This window comes from Pseudomonas baltica, assembly GCF_014235765.1.
Taxonomy (GTDB): domain Bacteria; phylum Pseudomonadota; class Gammaproteobacteria; order Pseudomonadales; family Pseudomonadaceae; genus Aquipseudomonas; species Aquipseudomonas baltica.
On the sequence record NZ_JACMYH010000004.1, the window covers coordinates 293,972 to 311,843 of the forward strand.

The following is a 17,872-nucleotide window of genomic DNA, read 5'->3' on the forward strand; positions in this document are numbered from 1 at the left end:
CTGTGCGAAATTTGATACTTGTTGGGCCAATGGGTGCAGGCAAGAGCACCATTGGCCGTTTGCTGGCCAAAGAGCTTCGGTTGCCGTTCAAGGATTCCGACAAGGAAATCGAGACCCGTACCGGAGCGAATATCCCGTGGATCTTCGATCAGGAAGGCGAGGTCGGCTTTCGCGACCGCGAGCAGGCCATGCTGGCCGAACTGTGCGAGTTCGACGGCCTGGTGCTGGCTACCGGCGGTGGCGCGGTCATGCGTGATGAAAACCGCCAGGCATTGCACGCCGGCGGGCGCGTGGTCTACCTGCACGCCTCGGTCGAACAGCAAGTCGGTCGCACGGCACGCGATCGCAATCGGCCTCTATTGCGCACCGCCAACCCGGAGGCCACGCTGCGGGCCCTGCTGGCAATCCGCGATCCGCTGTACCGCGAGATCGCCGACCTGGTGGTGCAGACCGACGAGCGCCCACCGCGCATGGTGGTCCTCGATATCCTCGAACGCCTGCAACGCCTGCCGCCGCGCTGAAGGCGGCCGTACGCGCGGCCATCCGCTACCGGCGCAGGGCGCCGTTTGACGGCATTCGATTCACAGAACAATAGTGGGGACACATGCAGACACTCAAGGTTGACCTCGGCGAACGCAGCTATCCGATCTACATTGGCGAAGGGCTGCTAGATCAGGCTGGGCTGCTGGCCCCGCACATTGCCGGGCGAAAGGTGGCGGTCATCTCCAACGCCACGGTGGCGCCGCTCTACCTGGATCGCCTGACCCAGACCCTGGGCGCCTATTCGGTGGTGCCCGTGGTGCTTCCTGATGGCGAAGCGTTCAAGAACTGGGAAACCCTGCAGACCATTTTCGATGCCATGCTCACGGCACGGCTGGATCGGCGCGTTACGGTCATTGCCTTGGGCGGCGGTGTCATTGGTGACATGGCCGGGTTCGCTGCTGCCTGCTACCAGCGCGGTGTCGATTTCATCCAGGTGCCGACCACGCTGCTGTCCCAGGTCGACTCGTCGGTGGGCGGCAAGACCGGCATCAACCATCCGCTGGGCAAGAACATGGTCGGTGCGTTCTATCAGCCGCAGGCGGTGGTGATCGACACCACCACCCTGGCCACCTTGCCGCCGCGCGAGCTGTCGGCGGGGCTGGCGGAGGTGATCAAGTACGGATTCATCTGCGACGAACCGTTCCTGGGCTGGCTGGAAGATAACGTCGATGCCCTCCGGGCGCTCGATCAGGCGGCCCTCACGCTGGCCATTGCCCGTTCCTGCGAGGCCAAGGCACGAGTGGTGGGTGCGGACGAACGCGAGTCCGGTGTGCGCGCCACGCTGAACCTGGGGCATACTTTCGGCCACGCCATCGAGACCCATATGGGGTATGGTGTGTGGCTTCACGGTGAGGCCGTGGGGGCCGGTACGGTGATGGCGCTGGAGATGTCCATGCGCCTTGGCTGGATCACCCAGGCCGAGCGGGATCGCGGCATTCGTCTGCTGCAGCGCGCCGGCCTGCCGGTGGTGCCGCCGGCGGAAATGACGCCGACCGATTTCCTCGAGCACATGGCAATCGACAAGAAAGTGCTGGATGGCAGTCTGCGCCTGGTGCTGCTGCGCAGCATCGGCGAAGCAGTGATCACCGCCGACTACCCGCACGATGTGCTTCAGGCGACCCTGGAAGCGGATTACCGCGCCATCGTCGCCGGGCTGGAAGCCTAGTGGAGCCTGTTCCAGCAGGACGTGTTTCCAGCAACCCATCAACGATCCACCTTTGTTCTACGAGAGTTCGATGACAAGTCTGCATGCCGATGAGGCCTTTCTCGGCCACTACCAATTGGATCATGACCCCTTCGCCGCAAGGGTGCCTGGCTTCAAATTCTTCCCGGCCCAGCGCAAGCCGGTACTGGGCCAATTGCATCACCTGGCGCGCTATAGCCAGCTGTTGCTGGTGGTCACCGGCCCGCATGGCAGTGGCAAGACCCTGCTGCGCCAGGCTTTGGTCGCCAGTACCAACAAGCAGTCGGTGCAAAGCATCGTGGTGTCGGCGCGCGGGGCCGGCGATGCCGCCAGCGTGCTGACCCAGGTCGCCCAGTCGCTCAACCTCAATACTCTGGAAGTGCCGGCCCTGCTGGCGCAGATCGTCCAGCTGGGGCTGACCGGGCAGGAAGTCTACCTGCTGGTGGACGACGCGGAACAACTCGACGAATCCGCACTCGAAGCCCTGCTGGCGTTGGCGGCGGGCACCGCGGACGGGCGCCCACATGTGTTCCTGTTCGGCGAGCCTTCATTGATCGCGGGCCTGGAGCAGTTCAGCGCCGGGCAGGAATTGTTCCACGTGATCGAGCTGCAACCGTACAGCCTCGAGGAAACCCGCGAATACCTGGCCCTGCGTCTGGAGGGTGCCGGTAAGGGAATCCAGTTGCTCACCAATGATCAGATCGCCGACATTCACGAGAACTCGGATGGTTGGCCAGGAGCCATCAACCAGGTTGCTCGTGACGCACTGATCGAGGCCATGATCGCTAGCCGCTCGTCGGTGAAGCGTCCTGCTATGGGGTTTAAGATGCCTAAGAAACACGTATTGGCGATTTCCGCCGTTGTAGTCGTCGCTGTGGCTGCCGCCTGGCTGATCCCCAGCCGCGACGGCAAGGCACCGAGCACGACAGAACAGGCCCAGTTGCCAATGGGGCAGGGGCAGCCAAGTGCAGCTCAGTCCAACAATGGCAATCCATCGGTCGAATTCAATGGCAGTTCGCAGTCGTTGCCGATGAATGGACAGCAGCCGGTCATGCGTGGCCCGCTGGCCGAGTCCACCGGCATGGGCGACGGAGAAGAGACGGGCGACGCGGTGAATACGTCGCCGCAGCCGCCTACCGTGACCACCATCGCACCGCCAGCCGGTGTGCCTGCAGGTTCGCCTGCAGCGGTCGCGCCGAGCCCAGCGCCTGCGCGTCAGACAGCTCCGCCAGCAACCACCAAACCTGCGCCGACCACAGCCGTCAAGCCTGCGCCTGCGCCCACCGTGGCGGCCAAGCCAGCTCCGGCGGCCCCTGCAGCGGCCGGCAAAGCTGCCGCCGGCGGCAGTTGGTATGCCGGGCAGTCGCCAAGCAATTATGTGGTGCAGATTCTGGGGACCAGCAACGAAGGCGCTGCGCAGGCCTACGTCAAGGAGCAGGGTGGCGAGTTCCGCTACTTCAAGAAAACCCTGCAAGGCAAACCGCTCTACGTGATCACCTATGGCAGCTTCGCCAGCCGTGATGCCGCCGTTGCCGCCATCAAGAACTTGCCAGCCAAGGTCCAGGCTGGTAAACCTTGGCCACGCACTGTCGCCAGCGTCCAACAGGACCTCGCGACAGCTCGCTGATTGTCGGGCGGCACCCTATCCCCGCCGCCCCACCCTCCGGCGTCATCTGAATCCCGAGCCTGCCCCGCACTGCGAGGCAGGCTTCGCCGTCCCTGTTCCCTGGTTTGCTCTGAAAGGCTCAAGCACGGGCCCTGCAGGCATGCGGGCTTGCACTGTCAGGCTGCGGGATTCAGAATCCAGCTCAAGTCGCTATCACAATAGCCTGCTGGAAACGTTCACATTTGCGACAAATGAGTTATTGATTTCGTCGCTGAATTTGTGACCACCCGTAGCGCTGTGTACAATGACCTCCCTTTTGCCCCCGCAAAGCCGGCGAACGTTCGGCGCGTGTGGTAACTAGTTGAATCGAAAAGAAATTGCCTCGAACAAGAGGCAGCCTGGTGAGAATGTGTCTATGAAAACAGGTCTGTATCGTCCGGATGAATTCAAGGATAACTGCGGTTTTGGCCTGATTGCCCATATGTCGGGTGAGCCCAGCCATAACCTGTTGCAAACGGCCATCGAGGCCCTGACCTGCATGACCCACCGCGGTGGGATCAACGCCGATGGCAAGACCGGCGACGGGTGCGGCTTGCTGATCCAGAAGCCCGACCTGTTTCTGCGTGCCATCGCCCAACAGCACTTCGGCAACGAACTGCCCAAGCAATATGCCGTGGGCATGGTCTTCTTCAATCAAGACCCGGTACGCGCCCAAGCGGCCCGCGAAAACATGAACCGCGAAATCGAGGCTGCCGGCCTGCAGTTGGTCGGCTGGCGCGACGTACCGATCGACACCAGCGTGCTGGGCCGCCTGGCCCTTGAGCGCCTGCCAAAAATCCAGCAAGTGTTCGTCGGGGGCGAAGGCCTGAGCGATCAGCAGTTCGCGATCAAGTTGTTCAGTGCCCGCCGCCGGTCCTCCGTGGCCAATGCCGCCGACACCGATCACTACATCTGCAGTTTTTCGCACAAGACCATCATCTACAAAGGCCTGATGATGCCGGCCGATCTCACGGCCTTCTATCCAGACCTGTCCGACGAGCGTCTGCAGACCGCCATCTGCGTGTTCCACCAGCGCTTCTCCACCAATACCCTGCCGAAATGGCCGCTGGCCCAGCCATTCCGCTTTCTCGCCCACAACGGCGAGATCAACACCATCACCGGCAACCGCAACTGGGCGCTGGCCCGTCGCGCCAAGTTCGCCAACGATCTGATCCCGGATTTGGAAGAGCTCGGCCCGCTGGTCAACCGCGTGGGTTCCGACTCTTCGAGCATGGACAACATGCTCGAACTGATGGTCACCGGTGGTATCGATCTGTTCCGTGGCGTGCGCATGCTGATTCCGCCGGCCTGGCAGAACGTCGAGACCATGGACCCGGACCTGCGGGCGTTCTACGAATACAACTCGATGCACATGGAGCCCTGGGATGGGCCGGCCGGCGTGGTCATGACCGACGGCCGCCATGCCGTGTGCCTGCTCGACCGCAACGGCCTGCGTCCGGCGCGCTGGGTCACCACCAAGAATGGCTACATCACCCTGGCCTCGGAAATCGGCGTGTGGAACTACCAGCCCGAGGACGTCATCGCCAAGGGGCGTGTGGGTCCGGGCCAGATCCTGGCGGTCGATACCGAAACCGGCCAGGTGCTGCACACCGATGACATCGACAATCGCCTGAAGTCGCGCCACCCGTACAAGCAGTGGCTGCGCAAGAGCGCGCTGCGCATCCAGTCGACCATGGAAGACAACGACCACGGTTCGGCCTTCTACAGCAGCGACCAGCTCAAGCAGTACATGAAGATGTACCAGGTGACCTTCGAGGAGCGCGACCAGGTGTTGCGCCCACTGGGTGAACAAGGCCAGGAAGCCGTGGGTTCGATGGGCGACGACACGCCGATGGCCGTGCTGTCGCGTCGCGTGCGCACGCCTTATGACTATTTCCGCCAGCAGTTCGCGCAGGTGACCAACCCGCCGATCGACCCGCTGCGCGAAGCGATCGTGATGTCCCTGGAAATCTGCCTGGGTGCCGAGCGCAACATCTTCCAGGAGTCCCCGGAGCATGCTTCGCGGGTGATCCTCAGCTCGCCGGTCATCTCGCCCGCCAAGTGGCGCTCGTTGATGAACCTGGATCGGCCGGGCTTCGATCGCCAGGTCATCGAACTGAACTACGATGAAGCCATGGGCCTTGAAGCGGCCGTGCGCAACATCGCCGATCAGGCCGAGGAAGCGGTACGCGCCGGACGTACCTTGCTGGTGCTCAGTGACCGCAACATCGCTGCGGGCAAGCTGCCGGTGCATGCGTCGCTGGCCACCGGTGCGGTGCACCATCGCCTGACCGAGAAGGGCCTGCGCTGCGACAGCAACATCCTCGTGGAAACCGCCACCGCCCGCGATCCGCATCACTTCGCCGTGCTGATCGGCTTTGGCGCTTCGGCGGTCTATCCGTTCCTGGCCTATGAAGTGCTGGGCGACCTGATCCGTACCGGTGAAGTGTTGGGCGACCTCTACGAGGTGTTCAAGAACTACCGCAAGGGCATCACCAAGGGTTTGCTCAAGATTCTCTCGAAGATGGGCATCTCCACCGTGGCGTCGTACCGCGGCGCCCAGCTGTTCGAGGCCATCGGTCTGTCCGAGGAAGTCTGCGAGCTGAGCTTCCGTGGTGTGCCGAGCCGCATCAAGGGCGCGCGCTTCGTCGACCTGGAAGCCGAGCAGAAAGCCCTTGCCGCCGAGGCCTGGAGCCCGCGCAAGCCGATCCAGCAAGGCGGTCTGCTGAAGTTCGTGTACGGCGGCGAGTACCACGCCTACAACCCGGACGTGGTCAACACCCTGCAGGCCGCCGTGCAGCAGGGCGACTACAGCAAGTTCAAGGAATACACCGCGATCGTCGACAACCGTCCGGTGTCGATGATCCGCGACCTGCTCAAGGTCAAGACGCTCGACGAACCGCTGGGCATGGACCAGATCGAACCGCTGGAAGCGATTCTCAAGCGTTTCGACTCGGCGGGCATTTCCCTGGGTGCATTGTCGCCCGAAGCCCACGAAGCGCTGGCCGAGGCAATGAACCGCCTGGGTGCGCGTTCCAACTCCGGTGAAGGCGGCGAAGACCCTTCGCGCTACGGCACCGTACGCAGTTCGAAGATCAAGCAGATCGCAACCGGCCGCTTCGGTGTCACTCCCGAATACCTGGTCAACGCCGAAGTGCTGCAGATCAAGGTGGCCCAGGGCGCCAAGCCCGGCGAGGGCGGCCAGCTGCCCGGCGGCAAGGTCAACGGCCTGATCGCCAAGCTGCGCTATGCCGTGCCTGGCGTGACGCTGATCTCGCCGCCGCCGCACCACGACATCTACTCCATCGAGGACTTGTCGCAGCTGATCTTCGACCTCAAGCAGGTCAACCCGGCCGCGCTGGTGTCGGTCAAACTGGTGGCCGAGGCAGGTGTGGGCACTATCGCCGCCGGCGTGGCCAAGGCCTATGCCGACCTGATCACCATTTCCGGCTACGACGGTGGCACCGGTGCATCGCCGCTGAGCTCGATCAAGTATGCCGGTGCACCGTGGGAACTGGGCCTGGCCGAAACCCACCAGACCCTGCGCGGCAACGACCTGCGCGGCAAGGTGCGGGTACAGACCGACGGCGGCCTGAAGACCGGCCTGGACGTGATCAAGGCGGCGATCCTGGGTGCCGAGAGCTTCGGCTTCGGCACCGCGCCAATGATTGCCCTGGGCTGCAAATACCTGCGCATCTGCCACCTGAACAACTGCGCCACCGGCGTGGCCACGCAGAACGAGAAGCTGCGCAAGGATCACTACATCGGCACGGTCGACATGGTGATCAACTTCTTCACCTACGTGGCCGAGGAAACCCGTGAGTGGCTGGCCAAGCTGGGCGTACGCAGCCTGGGCGAGCTGATCGGGCGCACCGATCTGCTGGAAATGCTGCCGGGTGAAACCGCCAAGCAGCAGCACCTGGACCTGACCCCCTTGTTGGGCAGCGACCATATTCCAGCCGACAAGCCGCAGTTCTGCCAGGTGGAGCGCAACCCGCCGTTCGACAAGGGCCTGCTGGCCGAGAAGATGGTGGAAATGGCCTTGCCGGCGATTCAGGGCAAGACCGGTGGCGAATACGCGATGGACATCTGCAACTGCGACCGCTCCATCGGCGCGCGCATCTCCGGGGAAATCGCCAAGCTGCATGGCAACCAGGGCATGAACGCCAATCCGCTGACCTTCCGTTTCAAGGGCACTGCGGGCCAGAGCTTTGGCGTCTGGAATGCCGGTGGCTTGAACATGTACCTGGAGGGCGATGCCAACGACTACGTCGGCAAGGGCATGACCGCTGGCAAGCTGGTGATCGTGCCGCCCAAGGGCAGCCCGTTCAAGACCCAGGACAGTGCCATCATCGGCAATACCTGTCTGTACGGCGCCACCGGCGGCAAGCTGTTCGCCGCCGGTACCGCAGGCGAGCGTTTCGCGGTGCGCAACTCCGGTGCCCACACGGTCGTGGAAGGCACGGGCGATCACTGCTGCGAATACATGACCGGCGGTTTCGTCTGCGTGCTCGGCAAGACCGGCTACAACTTCGGTTCGGGCATGACCGGCGGTTTCGCCTACGTGCTCGACCAGGACAACAGCTTCGTCGACCGGGTCAACCACGAGCTGGTGGAAATCCAGCGCATCAGTGGCGAAGCCATGGAGGCCTACCGTACTCACCTGGAGCGCGTGCTGGCCGAATACGTCGCCGAAACCGACAGCGAATGGGGCCGCAACCTTTGGGAAAACCTGGACGACTATCTGCGTCGCTTCTGGTTGGTCAAGCCCAAGGCCGCCAACCTGAAATCGCTGCTGTCCAGCACCCGTGCCAACCCGCAGTGATATGCGCCTGAACAGTTTGATGAGGTTTTAACAATGGCTGAACGTCTGAGTAATGACTTCCAGTTCATCGAGGTCGGGCGCAAAGATCCGAAGAAGAAACTGTTGCGTCAACGCAAGAAAGAGTTCGTGGAGATCTACGAGCCCTTCAAACCCGCGCAGTCGGCCGACCAGGCCCACCGCTGCCTGGGCTGTGGCAACCCGTACTGCGAGTGGAAGTGCCCGGTGCACAACTTCATTCCCAACTGGTTGAAACTGGTGGCCGAGGGCAACATCCTCGCCGCCGCCGAGCTGTCGCACCAGACCAACACCCTGCCTGAAGTGTGCGGCCGGGTGTGCCCGCAGGATCGTCTGTGCGAGGGTGCCTGCACCCTCAATGACGGCTTCGGCGCGGTGACCATCGGTTCGGTGGAGAAGTACATCACCGACACCGCGTTCGCCATGGGCTGGCGCCCGGACATGTCCAAGGTCAAGCCGACCGGCAAGCGCGTCGCCATCATCGGCGCCGGCCCGGCCGGTCTGGGCTGCGCCGATGTGCTGGTGCGCGGTGGCGTGACTCCGGTGGTGTTCGACAAGAACCCGGAAATCGGCGGTCTGCTGACCTTCGGTATCCCCGAGTTCAAGCTGGAGAAGAGCGTGTTGAGCAATCGGCGCGAAGTCTTCACCGGCATGGGCATCGAGTTCCGCCTGAACACCGAGGTGGGCAAGGACATCAGCGTCGAGCAGTTGCTGGAAGAATACGATGCGGTGTTCATGGGCATGGGCACCTACACCTACATGAAGGGCGGCTTCCCCGGTGAAGACCTGCCTGGCGTGCACGATGCCCTGGATTTCCTGATCGCCAACGTCAACCGCAACCTGGGCTTCGAAAAGTCGCCGGAAGATTTCGTCGACATGAAGGGCAAGAAGGTCGTGGTGCTGGGCGGTGGCGATACGGCGATGGACTGCAACCGTACCTCCATTCGCCAGGGTGCCAAGGCGGTGACCTGTGCCTATCGGCGTGACGAGGCGAACATGCCGGGCTCGCGCAAAGAGGTGAAGAACGCCAAGGAAGAGGGGGTCAGATTCCTCTACAACCGCCAGCCGATCGCCATCGTCGGTGAAGACAAGGTCGAAGGGGTGAAGGTGGTCGAAACCCGTCTGGGCGAACCCGATGCCCGTGGCCGTCGCAGCCCCGAGCCGATTCCGGGTTCCGAGGAGATCATCCCGGCCGATGCCGTGGTCATCGCTTTCGGTTTCCGCCCAAGCCCGGCGGCGTGGTTCCAGGACCACAGCATCCAGACCGACAGCCAGGGCCGCGTGGTGGCGCCGGAGCAGGGTCGGTTCAAGCACCAGACCAGCAACCCGAAGATCTTCGCCGGCGGCGACATGGTCCGCGGTTCGGACCTGGTGGTGACCGCCATCTTCGAAGGCCGCAACGCTGCCGAAGGGATCCTGGATTACCTGGAAGTCTGAGTCAGGCTGGGCGGTGGTGACCTGTAGGAGCGGTCATCGGCCGCGAAAAGCGCACCGCGGGGGGTTCAGCCATGCCGCGGCGCACCCTTCGCGGCCGATGACCGCTCCTACGGTGGAACTGCGGTGGCATGAGCGAGATGTAGGAGCGGTCCGTGGCCGCGAACGGGACGACCCGGTGCTCAGGCGGCCATTACGGCCTGAATGTCGCGGGCCAGCTCGCGCACGCGGGCTTCCTCGGTGTCCCATGAGCACATGAAGCGAGCGCCGCCGCTGCCGATGAAGGTGTAGAAGCGCCAGCCCTTGGCGCGCAGGGCTTCCAGGGCCGGTTCCGGCATCTGCAGAAACACCCCGTTGGCCTCTACTGGAAACATCAACTCCACCCCCGGTATACCCTCGACCAACGCCTTGAGCAGTTGCGCGCAATGGTTGGCGTGTCCGGCATGCTTGAGCCAGGCATCGTTCTCCAGCAACCCCACCCAAGGCGCCGACAGGAAACGCATCTTCGACGCCAGCTGCCCCGCCTGCTTGCAGCGATAGTCGAAATCTTCGGCCAGCCGGTGGTTGAAGAACAGAATGGCCTCGCCCACGGCCATGCCGTTCTTGGTACCGCCGAAGCACAACACATCCACTCCCGCTTTCCACGTCAGCTCGGCCGGTGTACAGCCCAGAAACGCACAGGCGTTGGCAAAGCGCGCGCCGTCCATGTGCAGGTTCAGGTTCAGTTCCTTGCAGGTGGCGCTGATGGCCTTGAGTTCTTCGGGGCGGTACACGCTGCCCACTTCGGTGGCCTGGGTCAGGGTGACCACGCGAGGCTTGGGGTAGTGGATGTCCTGGCGCTTGAGCGCGACTTCGCGAATGGCCTGAGGGGTCAGCTTGCCCAGCTCGGTGCGCGCTGTCAGCAGTTTGGAACCGTTGGAGAAGAATTCCGGGGCACCGCACTCATCGGTTTCGACGTGCGCGGTTTCCGAGCAGATGACGCTGTGGTAGCTCTGGCACAGCGACGACAGGGCCAGGGAGTTGGCCGCAGTGCCGTTGAAGGCGAAAAACACTTCACAGTCGGTTTCGAACAGGCGGCGGAATTCATCGGCGGCGCGTGCGGTCCATTGATCGTCGCCATAGGCACGCTGATGGCCCTGGTTGGCCTGCTCCATGGCCGCCCAGGCCTCGGAGCAGATGCCCGAATAATTGTCGCTGGCGAACTGTTGGGTTTGGTCGTTCATGGGCGGGTCCTTGGTGTTAGGTATGCGGGCACTGTAAACCAACTGTGAAAGATGTGTCGTCTAGGCGGGCCTCTTCGCGGCCACTGGCCGCTCCTACGGGAAACGTGTCGTCCATGCGGACAGCTCCTGCGCTGTGTGAGGCTCGCGTGGGAGCGGTCTGTGGCCGCTACGAGGCCGGTATGACAACCCAAAAACTGGAGCTTTTTCTCGGATGACCCGAAATCATGCACTGGATCTGCTCAAATGGCTGGCCATGCTGTGCATGGTCCTCGACCACCTGCGCTATGTCGGCTGGTCGCTGGACTTCCTCTACGTGCCGGGCCGCCTGGCTTTCCCCTGGTTCTGCCTGGCGATTGCCGCCAACCTGACGCGCCGCCCTGAGGCTCCCCTGGGCGGCCGCTACCTGGCCTGGTTGCTGAGCTTCGCCGCGCTGTCGGAAATCCCCTACCGCCTGTTCGTCTACCCGGCCGACACTCTCAACGTGCTGCCCACCCTCGCTCTGGGCTTGATCGTGGCCAAGGCCTGGCAGCAACGTCGACAACCCGCCATGGCCGCACTTGGCTGCGCGGTGGGTGCCGTGGCGGCGTTGTTCGACCACCAGCTGATGTTCGGTCTGGCGGGCGTGCTGCTGCCATTGGGGTTTGTCCTGGCCTGGCAGCGCCCGCTGTACTGGGCGTTGCCCCTGGGCGTGCTGTGCCTGGCCGCCAACGCCTGGGCCAACCTGTTCGAATCCGCGCGGCACTTCTACTGGCCGGCAATCGGCGGCATCGTTGCCTGTCTGCTGGCACCAGGGCTGGGCCTGCTGGTGCTGCGCGTCGGGATACACCAGGCAGTTGCCCCCATGCGCCGTTGGGCGTACGCCATCTACCCCCTGCATTTCCTCGCCCTGCTGGGCCTGCGCCTGCTGTTGCGGGCACTCTGACGCTGGCCTGATCGCGCCATGTCGTAAACGAACCTCTGCAAGGCGCGCGCAGGCATTTGGTCGGATCGCGCCGGCCCTACCATCGCAATCAAGGGAGGCAGCCGTTGCCGGTCGCCTTCGTCCAACATGCCAGGCGCCACGCCGCCGCTGGGGAGACCGCGATGTTCAGCAAACAAGATCAGATCCAAGGTTATGACGACGTCCTGCTGGCTGCCATGAACGCCGAGGACCAGCGTCAGGAAGACCACATCGAACTGATCGCCTCGGAAAACTACACCAGCAAGCGCGTGATGGAAGCCCAGGGCAGCGGCCTCACCAACAAGTACGCCGAAGGCTATCCGGGCAAGCGCTACTACGGTGGCTGCGAGCACGTGGACAAGGTCGAGCAACTGGCCATCGATCGCGCCAAGCAACTGTTCGGTGCCGACTATGCCAACGTCCAGCCGCACTCGGGTTCCCAGGCCAACGCCGCGGTCTACCTGGCACTGTTGCAGGCCGGCGATACGGTCTTGGGCATGAGCCTGGCCCATGGCGGTCACCTGACCCACGGTGCCAAGGTCAGCTTCTCCGGCAAGCTCTACAACGCCGTGCAGTACGGCATCGACACCGACACCGGCCTGATCGACTACGACGAAGTCGAGCGCCTGGCGGTCGAGCACCAGCCGAAGATGATCATTGCCGGCTTTTCGGCCTACTCCAAGACCCTCGACTTCCCTCGCTTCCGTGAAATCGCCGACAAGGTCGGAGCCTACCTGTTCGTCGACATGGCCCACGTTGCCGGGCTGGTTGCCGCTGGCCTGTACCCCAACCCGATCCCGTTCGCCGACGTGGTCACCACCACCACCCACAAGACCCTGCGCGGTCCGCGCGGCGGACTGATCCTGGCCCGTGCCAACGAAGCCCTGGAAAAGAAATTCAACGCCGCGGTATTCCCCGGCGGCCAGGGCGGCCCGCTGATGCATGTGATCGCTGCCAAGGCGGTGTGCTTCAAGGAAGCGCTGGAGCCCGAGTTCAAGACCTACCAGCAGCAGGTCATCGACAACGCCCAGGCCATGGCCGGCGTGTTCATCGAGCGTGGCTTCGACGTGGTGTCCGGCGGTACCGACAACCACCTGTTCCTGGTCAGCCTGATTCGCCAGGGCCTCACCGGCAAAGACGCCGACGCCGCCCTGGGCCGTGCGCACATCACCGTGAACAAGAACGCCGTGCCGAATGACCCGCAGTCACCGTTCGTGACCTCGGGCCTGCGCATCGGTACCCCAGCGGTCACCAGCCGTGGTTTCAAAGTGGCCCAGTGCCTTGATCTGGCCGGCTGGATCTGCGACATCCTCGACAATTTGGGCGATGCCGACGTCGAGGCCAACGTGGCCCGTCACGTGACGGCCCTGTGCAGCGACTTCCCGGTCTACCGCTGAGAGTGGAGTGAACACCATGCAACGTTATTCTGGCTTTGGCCTTTTCAAGCACTCGCTCAGCCACCACGAAAACTGGCAGCGCATGTGGCGCACACCGACCCCCAAGAAGGTCTACGACGTCGTCATCGTCGGCGGCGGCGGGCACGGCCTGGCGACCGCCTATTACCTGGCCAAGGTCCACGGCATCACCAATGTGGCCGTGGTCGAGAAGGGCTGGCTGGGCGGCGGCAATACCGCGCGCAACACCACCATCGTGCGCTCCAACTACCTGTGGGATGAGTCGGCCCACCTGTACGAACATGCCATGAAACTGTGGGAAGGCTTGTCCCAGGACATCAACTACAACGTGATGTTTTCCCAGCGCGGCGTTTACAACCTGTGCCACACCCTGCAGGACATGCGCGACTCCGAACGCCGCGTCAGCGCCAACCGCCTCAACGGCGTGGACGGCGAGCTGTTGAACAACAAGCAGGTGGCCGAAGAGATCCCCTACCTGGACTGCACCAGGAACACCCGTTACCCGATCATCGGCGCTACCGTCCAGCGCCGTGGCGGCGTGGCCCGTCACGACGCTGTGGCCTGGGGCTATGCCCGTGCCGCCGATGCCTTGGGCGTGGACCTGATCCAGCAGACCGAAGTGACCGGCTTTCGCAAGGAAAGCGGCGTGTGCATCGGTGTCGAAACCAACAAGGGTTTCATCGGTGCCAAGCGCGTCGGTGTGGTTACCGCCGGCAACTCCGGGCACATGGCCAAGCTGGCCGGTTTCCGCCTGCCGGTCGAATCCCATCCGCTGCAGGCGCTGGTGTCCGAGCCGATCAAGCCCATCATCGACAGCGTGATCATGTCCAACGCCGTCCATGGTTACATCAGCCAGTCGGACAAGGGCGACCTGGTGATCGGTGCCGGTATCGATAGCTGGGTCGGCTACGGCCAGCGCGGTTCGTACCCGATCATCGAACACACCCTGCAGGCCATCGTCGAAATGTTTCCTGTGCTCTCGCGGGTGCGCATGAACCGCCAGTGGGGCGGCATCGTCGACACCACACCGGACGCCTGCCCGATCATCTCCAAGACCCCGGTGCCGAACATGTTCTTCAATTGCGGCTGGGGCACCGGTGGCTTCAAGGCCACGCCGGGCTCGGGCCATGTGTTCGCGGCCAGCCTGGCCACGGGCGAGATGCACCCGCTGGCCAAGCCGTTTTCCATCGAGCGCTTCCACAACGGCGCGTTGATCGACGAACACGGCGCCGCCGCCGTCGCCCACTGACAGGAGAAACCACCATGCTCAACATCTTCTGTCCACACTGTGGCGAGCTGCGCAGCGAAGAAGAATTCCACTGCTCGGGCCAGGCGCACATTGCCCGCCCGCTCGACCCGGGTGCGTGCACCGACGCGCAATGGGGCGAGTACATGTTCTTCCGCAACAACCCGCGCGGCCTGCAGCACGAGCTGTGGATCCATGCCGCCGGTTGCCGCCAGTATTTCAATGCGACCCGCAACACGGTGACCTACGAGATCCTGGAAACCTATCGCATCGGCAGCCAGCCGCAGTTCGTCGAAAAGACCATTGATGAGGCGCCGCAGATCGCCTCGGGAGACAAGCCATGAGCCAGGTCAATCGCCTCTCCACCGGCGGACGTCTGGAGCGCAGCAAGAAGCTGACCTTCACCTTCAATGGCACGACCTACATCGGCTATGAAGGCGACACCCTGGCCTCGGCCCTGCTGGCCAATGGCGTCGACGTGATCGGCCGCAGCTTCAAGTATTCGCGTCCGCGCGGCATCGTCGCAGCCGGTGCCGAGGAGCCCAACGCGGTGCTGCAGATCGGCGCCACCGAAGCCACCCAGATCCCCAACGTGCGGGCGACCCAGCAGGCGCTGTACCAGGGCCTGGTTGCCACCAGCACCAACGGCTGGCCGAACGTCAATACCGACATGATGGGTATCCTCGGCAAGGTCGGCGGCAAGCTGATGCCGCCGGGGTTCTACTACAAGACCTTCATGTACCCGCAGTCCTTCTGGATGACCTACGAGAAGTACATCCGCAAGGCTGCCGGCCTGGGTCGCTCGCCGACCGAGGTGGACCCGGATTCCTACGACTACATGAGCCGCACCTGCGACGTGCTGGTGGTCGGCGCCGGCCCTGCCGGCCTGGCCGCTGCCCTGGCCGCGGCGCGCAGTGGCGCCCGGGTGATCCTGGCCGACGAGCAGGAAGAGTTCGGCGGCTCGCTGCTCGACACCCGTGAAAGCCTCGATGGCAAGCCTGCCGGCGAATGGGTCGCCGCAGTGATCAGCGAGCTTGCAGGCATGCCTGAAGTGGTGCTGTTGCCCCGCGCCACGGTCAACGGCTACCACGACCATAATTTCCTGACCATTCACCAGCGCCTCACCGATCACCTTGGCGACCGTGCACCGATGGGCCAGGTCCGCCAACGCATGCACCGGGTTCGCGCCGGGCGCGTGGTGCTGGCAACCGGTACCCACGAGCGGCCACTGGTGTACGGCAACAACGACGTGCCGGGCAACATGCTGGCCGGCGCCATCTCCACCTATGTACGTCGCTACGGCGTGGCACCGGGCAAGAAACTGGTGCTGTCGACCAACAACGACCACGCCTACCGCGTAGCCCTGGACTGGCACGACGCCGGCCTCAAGGTGGTCGCCGTGGCCGATGCCCGCCACAACCCGCGCGGCGCGCTGGTCGAGGAAGCACGGGCCAAGGGTATTCGCATCCTCACCGCGAGCGCGGTGATCGAAGCTCGCGGCAGCAAGCATGTCACCGCTGCCCGCGTCGCTGCCATCGACGTCAAGGCGCACAGGGTAGTCAGCCCCGGCGAATGGCTCGATTGCGACCTGGTCGGCAGCTCGGGCGGTTACAGCCCGGTGGTGCACCTGGCCTCGCACCTGGGCGGCAAGCCCGTCTGGCGTGAAGACATCCTCGGCTTCGTGCCGGGCGAAGCACCGCAGAAACGCCTGTGCGTCGGCGGCGTGAACGGTGTGTATGCCTTGGCCGATGCCATGGCCGACGGTTTCGAAGGCGGTGCCCGAGCGGCCTCGGAAACAGGCTTCGGCGTCGTCGAAGGCACCTTGCCCAATGTCTTGACCCGCGTTGAAGAGCCGACCCTGGCGCTGTTCCAGGTGCCCCACGACAAGGACACGGCGCGCGCGCCGAAGCAATTCGTCGACCTGCAGAACGACGTCACTGCGGCCGCCATCGAACTGGCTACCCGCGAGGGTTTCGAGTCGGTCGAGCACGTCAAGCGCTACACCGCGCTGGGCTTCGGCACCGACCAGGGCAAGCTGGGCAACGTCAACGGCCTGGCTATCGCCGCCCGTTCGCTGAACGTCACCATTCCGGAAATGGGCACGACCATGTTCCGCCCCAATTACACGCCGATCACCTTCGGTGCGGTGGCCGGGCGTCACTGTGGCCACCTGTTCGAGCCGGTGCGTTTCACCGCGCTGCATGCCTGGCATGTGAAGAACGGTGCCGAGTTCGAAGACGTCGGCCAATGGAAGCGCCCCTGGTACTTCCCCAAGCGTGGCGAGGACATCCATGCTGCCGTCGCCCGCGAGTGCAAGGCGGTGCGCGACAGCGTCGGTCTGCTGGACGCCTCGACCCTGGGCAAGATCGACATCCAGGGCCCGGACGCCCGCGAATTCCTCAACCGCATCTACACCAACGCCTGGACCAAGCTGGACGTGGGCAAGGCACGCTACGGCCTGATGTGCAAGGAAGACGGGATGGTCTTCGACGACGGTGTCACCGCCTGTCTGGCCGACAACCACTTCCTGATGACCACCACCACCGGCGGTGCCGCGCGGGTCCTGCAATGGCTGGAAATCTACCAGCAGACCGAATGGCCAGACCTGAAGGTCTACTTCACTTCGGTCACCGACCATTGGGCGACCCTGACCCTGTCCGGCCCCAACAGCCGCAAGCTGCTCAGTGAAGTGACCGACATCGACCTGGACAAGGACGCTTTCGGCTTCATGACCTGGAAAGAAGGGCAGGTGGGGGGTGTGCCGGCGCGCGTGTTCCGCATCTCCTTCACCGGCGAGCTGTCGTACGAGGTCAACGTCCAGGCCGACTACGCCATGGGCGTGCTGGAGAAGATCATCGAGGCCGGCAAGCAGTACAACCTGACCCCCTACGGCACAGAAACCATGCACGTGCTGCGTGCCGAGAAGGGCTTCATCATCGTCGGCCAGGACACCGACGGGTCAATGACCCCCGACGACCTGAACATGGGCTGGTGTGTCGGGCGGACCAAGCCCTTCTCGTGGATCGGCTGGCGCGGCATGAACCGCGAAGACACCGTGCGCCACGAGCGCAAACAACTGGTCGGCCTCAAGCCGGTCGATCCGAACAAGTGGTTGCCCGAGGGTGCCCAGCTGGTGTTCGACCCCAAGCAGGCGATCCCCATGAGCATGGTCGGCCACGTAACGTCGAGCTATGCCAGCAACTCGCTGGGTTATTCGTTCGCGATGGGTGTGGTCAAGGGCGGTCTCAAGCGCATGGGCGAACGGGTGTTCTCGCCGCAGGCCGATGGCAGCGTGATCGAAGCTGAAATCGTCTCCTCGGTGTTCTTCGATCCGAAGGGCGAGCGGCAGAACATCTAGCACAGGGCGCCTGTAGGAGCGGCCAGTGGCCGCGAAAAGCCCGCC

11 protein-coding genes are annotated in these 17,872 nt (G+C 63.8%); 10 read left to right on the forward strand and 1 reads right to left on the reverse strand.

The features are described 5' to 3' along the window. Window positions 1-2 precede the first annotated feature (2 nt). The 5 genes from aroK to H7993_RS15820 all read left to right on the forward strand — a co-directional run bounded on the left by aroK (window position 3) and on the right by H7993_RS15820 (window position 9,648). Entirely contained in the window at window positions 3-521 is a 519-nt protein-coding gene (gene aroK, locus H7993_RS15800; RefSeq protein ID WP_185794940.1) for a shikimate kinase AroK, read from the forward strand. An 83-nt stretch (window positions 522-604) separates the two neighbouring features. Continuing rightward, complete coding sequence (gene aroB, locus H7993_RS15805) at window positions 605-1,708, forward strand: 3-dehydroquinate synthase (protein ID WP_185794941.1); 1,104 nt, start codon at window positions 605-607, stop codon at window positions 1,706-1,708. A 70-nt stretch (window positions 1,709-1,778) separates the two neighbouring features. After that, window positions 1,779-3,353, forward strand: coding sequence for an SPOR domain-containing protein (locus H7993_RS15810; RefSeq protein WP_122480664.1), 1,575 nt, complete (start codon window positions 1,779-1,781; stop codon window positions 3,351-3,353). A gap of 394 nt (window positions 3,354-3,747) precedes the next feature. After that, complete coding sequence (gene gltB, locus H7993_RS15815) at window positions 3,748-8,196, forward strand: glutamate synthase large subunit (RefSeq protein WP_185794942.1); 4,449 nt, start codon at window positions 3,748-3,750, stop codon at window positions 8,194-8,196. A 33-nt stretch (window positions 8,197-8,229) separates the two neighbouring features. Continuing rightward, window positions 8,230-9,648 carry an FAD-dependent oxidoreductase gene (locus H7993_RS15820; RefSeq protein WP_122714560.1) on the forward strand — a complete coding sequence of 473 codons (1,419 nt, stop codon included), beginning with the start codon at window positions 8,230-8,232 and terminating at the stop codon, window positions 9,646-9,648. A 179-nt stretch (window positions 9,649-9,827) separates the two neighbouring features. On the opposite strand, the gene H7993_RS15825 is transcribed toward H7993_RS15820, so the two are convergent. Further along, complete coding sequence (locus H7993_RS15825) at window positions 9,828-10,868, reverse strand: threonine aldolase family protein (RefSeq protein ID WP_122480438.1); 1,041 nt, start codon at window positions 10,866-10,868, stop codon at window positions 9,828-9,830. Window positions 10,869-11,079: 211 nt separating this feature from the next. Here H7993_RS15825 and H7993_RS15830 point away from each other — a divergent pair, with 211 nt between their 5' ends. The 5 genes from H7993_RS15830 to H7993_RS15850 all read left to right on the forward strand — a co-directional run bounded on the left by H7993_RS15830 (window position 11,080) and on the right by H7993_RS15850 (window position 17,827). After that, window positions 11,080-11,790: a TraX family protein gene (locus tag H7993_RS15830; RefSeq protein WP_185794943.1), complete on the forward strand. Its 711-nt coding sequence runs from the start codon at window positions 11,080-11,082 to the stop codon at window positions 11,788-11,790. Window positions 11,791-11,951: 161 nt separating this feature from the next. Then, entirely contained in the window at window positions 11,952-13,205 is a 1,254-nt protein-coding gene (gene glyA / locus H7993_RS15835) for a serine hydroxymethyltransferase (protein WP_122480436.1), read from the forward strand. Between the two features lie 16 nt (window positions 13,206-13,221). Next, the gene (locus H7993_RS15840) at window positions 13,222-14,472 is read left to right on the forward strand and encodes a sarcosine oxidase subunit beta family protein (RefSeq protein ID WP_185794944.1); all 1,251 of its coding nucleotides are present in this window, start codon (window positions 13,222-13,224) and stop codon (window positions 14,470-14,472) included. A 14-nt stretch (window positions 14,473-14,486) separates the two neighbouring features. Next, complete coding sequence (locus tag H7993_RS15845) at window positions 14,487-14,813, forward strand: sarcosine oxidase subunit delta (RefSeq protein ID WP_122480434.1); 327 nt, start codon at window positions 14,487-14,489, stop codon at window positions 14,811-14,813. After that, window positions 14,810-17,827 (forward strand): sarcosine oxidase subunit alpha, encoded by a 3,018-nt coding sequence (locus H7993_RS15850; protein ID WP_122480433.1) that lies wholly within the window; start codon window positions 14,810-14,812, stop codon window positions 17,825-17,827. The genes H7993_RS15845 and H7993_RS15850 overlap by 4 nt, the downstream gene beginning before the upstream one ends. The last annotated feature ends 45 nt before the right edge of the window (window positions 17,828-17,872 follow it).